Origin of the sequence: Staphylococcus sp. HMSC071G07, from assembly GCF_001811435.1 — a bacterium.
GTDB classification, from domain to species: domain Bacteria; phylum Bacillota; class Bacilli; order Staphylococcales; family Staphylococcaceae; genus Staphylococcus; species Staphylococcus pettenkoferi.
Genome location: NZ_KV804751.1, coordinates 22,856 through 27,200, shown reverse-complemented (window position 1 = coordinate 27,200; position 4,345 = coordinate 22,856). Strand labels below are relative to the sequence as shown.

Below are 4,345 nucleotides of genomic sequence, written 5' to 3'. Positions count from 1 at the left end.
ATACTATAAATTCAACTTTGCAACAGAACCGAAAATGCTTATTTCAGAAAAAAAGAGAATTATATAACGCAAGAAGAGTGGATCAATTTATGGCAAAAAGCTCTTCAAGTTGATTACAAACCAGTCGCAAATATCAAAGCAATTAAGCCGAATAAAAAAGGCGATAAAGATATACAAGCTGCAATTAAAGAGACATCAAAATACTCGGTTAAGTCGTCCGATTATTTAACAGGAAACCATGAAAAAGACGCAGAAATTGTTCAAGATTTAGAACAAGGTTTATACAGAAAACGTATGTTAAGTTACGGTGGTTTACTTAAACAAAAACATAAACTTTTAAATTTAGACGATGCCGAAGAAGGTAATTTAATTCAAACGAGCGATGAAGAAAAAACGACTGAAGAAGAACAAAAAGCCCATTCAATTACGGCTATTTGGAATTTTGAAAAACAAAATTATTTCTTAAAAAATTTGTAACGTTAGCTTATCAAAGCTAGCGTTTTTTTATGCTTTTTTGCCCCTGCAGGAACTATAGCGTTCAACTGGCATGGTTGCCCAGTTTTTATGCCAATTTTTAAATTTGCATGTAACTGGGCAGTGTCTAAAAAATTCGACACTGGTTTTGCTCAAATTTTTGTTTGTGAAAAGCAATTATTTTTATTTGGCTCTCATTTGCATTTTAAGAGCCGATTTAGGTTTTTAGGTATAAAACTATATAAATAACCCTTAATTCTTTAAAATGACCCCTTAAAATTAAAAATAAAGGTATTCTGATTTTGAATAAATGTTTGAACAAAAAAATAAAGAGCTACCCTTAAAAATTTTGGTAGCTCTTATATGCACTGTTTTAATATTTAGGTGTTATCAGTGAAAAATAGATCAAGAAAGGAATTTTAATTATAACACAGCATTTATGCCGAGAAAATTTATTGATGTTGAGAAGAACCCTTAACTAAACTTGTAGACGAATGTCGGCATAGCGTGAGCTATTAAGCCGACCATTCGACAAGTTTTGGGATTGTTAAGGGTTCCGAGGCTCAACGTCAATAAAGCAATTGGAATAAAGCATCTATGATTATTTAAAAAAATAAGTTATAATACATTCAAAAATATTTTTGAATGAGGTGTAATTATGATTCAGACTATTGTAACTGCTGCTATTCTTTATATTGTGACAGCATTAGACTTATTAGTGATTTTATTAATGTTCTTTGCTAGAGCAAAGACTAGGAAAGAATATCGAGATATTTATATTGGTCAATATGTAGGATCTGTGGCATTGATTGTCATAAGTTTATTCTTTGCCTTTGTCTTAAATTATGTTCCTGAAAAATGGATATTAGGATTATTAGGGTTAATACCGATTTATTTAGGAATTAAAGTGGCTATTTATGGTGATAGTGACGGAGAAGAGAGAGCTAAAAAAGAATTGAATGAAAAAGGATTGTCTAAACTAGTTGGTACGATTGCAATTATTACGATAGCAAGTTGTGGCGCTGATAATATTGGTGTATTTGTTCCCTATTTTGTGACATTAAGTGTTACTAATTTATTCATTACTTTGTTTGTCTTTTTAATTTTAATTTTCTTCTTGGTATTTACTGCACAAAAATTAGCTAATATTCCAGGAGTTGGAGAAATTGTTGAGAAATTTGGTCGTTGGATTATGGCTGTTATTTATATAGCTTTAGGTTTATTTATCATTATAGAAAATGACACTATTCAAACAATTTTAGGATTTATATTTTAATTTAGGGTGTGATTTTATATGAGCTATAAAAATGCTTGTGATGTGATCTGTGTACATGAGGATAAAGTTAACAATGCCTTAAGTTTTTTAGAAGATGATAAATCTAAGAAATTACTTAACATTTTAGAAAAGATTTGTGATGAGAAGAAATTGAAAATTATATTATCTTTGATTAAAGAAGATGAGTTGTGTGTTTGTGATATTTCTTTGATATTGAAAATGAGTGTTGCTTCAACTTCACATCATTTAAGACTTTTATATAAAAATGATGTGCTTGATTTTTATATAAAGGGAAAGATGGCATATTATTTTATTAAAGACGATGAAATAAGAGAGTTTTTCTCTAAAAATCAGGAGGGTTTTTGAAACGAGTGAAACGAGTTTCTTCTTGTCTTGATACCATAAAAATAAGCAAAGATATAACATAAAATGACTTATCGGAAGTACATATGCTTCAAAAGATACAGATGGTATAATAATGGAGTCGCCTATCTCTCAGGCGTCAATTTGACGTAGGGAGGAGGTGTTATTCATGTTGGAAATCCTTGTTCACATCACGACCACAGTCATCAGTGGTTGTATTATTGCGTTATTTACGCATTGGCTGCGTAATCGCAAAGACAAATAGGCGACAATAGCCACACCTACAAAAATCCCCTCACTATTTGCGGTAGTGAGGGGATTGGTGTATCCATGCTGGATTCCTTGTTAAATGCATTATAACACCATAGTAGATAGGAATGCAAAACTAAAATTTTATATGATTGTATTTTATACATGTTAAATATTTAATAATTCATGTAATACAATGTTCCAACGTTTAAGTACTTGTTTAGGTTCGTGCATTTCAACTGTTATACCTGAAGTAATATCAGCATATTTTGCAATATCTTGTCTTATCGATTTTATAGTTGCTTCGAACCTTGTACGTTCATAAACTTCATTATTAGGTGAAGGTAAAAAATTAAATCAAGTTGAGTACATTTTACACCAATTAAATCAAAATCCAGCATCACGTAGAATTATGACAAGTTTATGGGATGTAGATGATTTAGATGAAATATCATTAGAACCGTGTGTTTGGGCTACAAATTGGAAAGTGAGTTACGGTGCTTTAAATTTACATGTGAAACAACGTTCGGCAGATATGGCTCTAGGTCATCCATTTAATGTATTTCAATATGCGGTTTTACACAGGTTAATAGCAGACCAATGTGGTTATGAGTTAGGAAATTTGTATTGGTGTATAGATGATGCCCATGTATATCTTAAACATATAGATACATTAAAGAAGCAACTATCCAATCCTATTAATCAATCTAAACCAACAATAAGTCTACCTAGTAAATATGATGAGAAGGGTAATCTTAAATCCTTTTTTGAACGTAGACTATCTGAAGTACAGTTGAATAATTATAAACATAATGGAATTTTTAAATATGATATAGCGGAATGATAATGAAAGTAAGGGATTTTATAAAGCTATCACATTCATTTTTATAAATAAGATAAAAAAGATTTGACAATATTCCTCGTTGTAACTAAAATGGTTACAACGAGGTGGTTGATTTGAAAATAAGTAGTCGTTTTACGGTCGCTGTTCATATATTGGCTTTAATAAAAATCGAAAAAAATTATGCTTTAACATCGAATCAAATTGCAGAAAGTGTGAATACTAATCCTGTTGTTATTCGAAGATTAATGGGGAAACTTAAAAAAGTTGGTTTTATTGAAACTTCACATGGCAATTCAGGAGTTAAACTTTTAAAATCATTAGACGAGATTACATTATTTGATGTTTATAAAGCTGTAGAAGTTGTTGAACAAGGCCGTTTATTCCAAATACATGAAGATACCAATATCGACTGTACAGTTGGTGCAAACATACAAACTCTATTGGAAGTTATTTTGGAAAACGCACAGGATGCTATGGAGACAGTATTAAAAGGTGTAACATTAGAAAATATAGTAAATAAAATTCTAGTAAACAACGGATAAATATATCCGTCTCCCCTTGTTTGTAACTGTAACTATTACAAGTACGAGCGTATTGTTTACTTACATTTGATGAAACTGTATTAACCGTCTTAATAAACATTATTGGAAGGAGAAATTATTTTGTCACTATAAAAGTAAATGTTTATTTTGATTATGTTTGTCCTTTTTGTTTTATAGGTAAGGATTAACTTGAAAAAGCAATAAAAGAAACAGGTGCTGATATATCTATAGAATGGCAAACATTTGAGCTAAGACCCAAACCATTAGAGCAATTAGATCCTGTTAATGACTCATCCAAACTATCTGTTCTGTTGCAAAGTTGAATTTATAGTATAATTTTAACAAAAAGGAGTCTTCTGTATGAACTATTTCAGATATAAACAATTTAACAAGGACGTTATCACTGTAGCCGTTGGCTACTATCTAAGATACGCGCTGAGTTATCGTGATATATCTGAAATACTAAGAGAACGTGGTGTCAACGTTCACCATTCAACAGTCTATCGTTGGGTTCAAGAATATGCTCCGATTTTGTATCAAATTTGGAAGAAAAAACATAAAAAAGCCTATTACAAATGGCGTATTGATGAGACGTAC

4 protein-coding genes and 4 pseudogenes are annotated in these 4,345 nt (G+C 30.7%); all 8 read left to right on the top strand.

The genetic code is table 11. The features are described 5' to 3' along the window. Positions 1-27 precede the first annotated feature (27 nt). A pseudogene (locus HMPREF2802_RS11765) lies at positions 28-477 on the top strand (protein rep); the annotation flags it as partial. Between the two features lie 655 nt (positions 478-1,132). Then, entirely contained in the window at positions 1,133-1,750 is a 618-nt protein-coding gene (locus tag HMPREF2802_RS02240) for a CadD family cadmium resistance transporter (protein ID WP_070502627.1), read from the top strand. A gap of 18 nt (positions 1,751-1,768) precedes the next feature. Continuing rightward, on the top strand, positions 1,769-2,116 hold the full coding sequence (locus tag HMPREF2802_RS02235) for a helix-turn-helix domain-containing protein (RefSeq protein WP_070502626.1): 348 nt from the start codon (positions 1,769-1,771) through the stop codon (positions 2,114-2,116). A gap of 166 nt (positions 2,117-2,282) precedes the next feature. Continuing rightward, positions 2,283-2,378 carry a type I toxin-antitoxin system Fst family toxin gene (locus HMPREF2802_RS11955; RefSeq protein ID WP_011276848.1) on the top strand — a complete coding sequence of 32 codons (96 nt, stop codon included), beginning with the start codon at positions 2,283-2,285 and terminating at the stop codon, positions 2,376-2,378. A gap of 336 nt (positions 2,379-2,714) precedes the next feature. Then, a pseudogene (gene thyA, locus HMPREF2802_RS02230) lies at positions 2,715-3,206 on the top strand (thymidylate synthase); the annotation flags it as partial. 113 nt (positions 3,207-3,319) lie between these two features. After that, a complete protein-coding gene (locus tag HMPREF2802_RS02225; protein ID WP_070502625.1) occupies positions 3,320-3,748 on the top strand; it encodes an Rrf2 family transcriptional regulator in 429 nt (142 codons plus the stop codon). Positions 3,749-3,849: 101 nt separating this feature from the next. Next, a pseudogene (locus HMPREF2802_RS12295) lies at positions 3,850-4,047 on the top strand (DsbA family protein); the annotation flags it as partial. Positions 4,048-4,108: 61 nt separating this feature from the next. Then, positions 4,109-4,345: pseudogene (locus tag HMPREF2802_RS02220) on the top strand (IS6 family transposase); the annotation flags it as partial.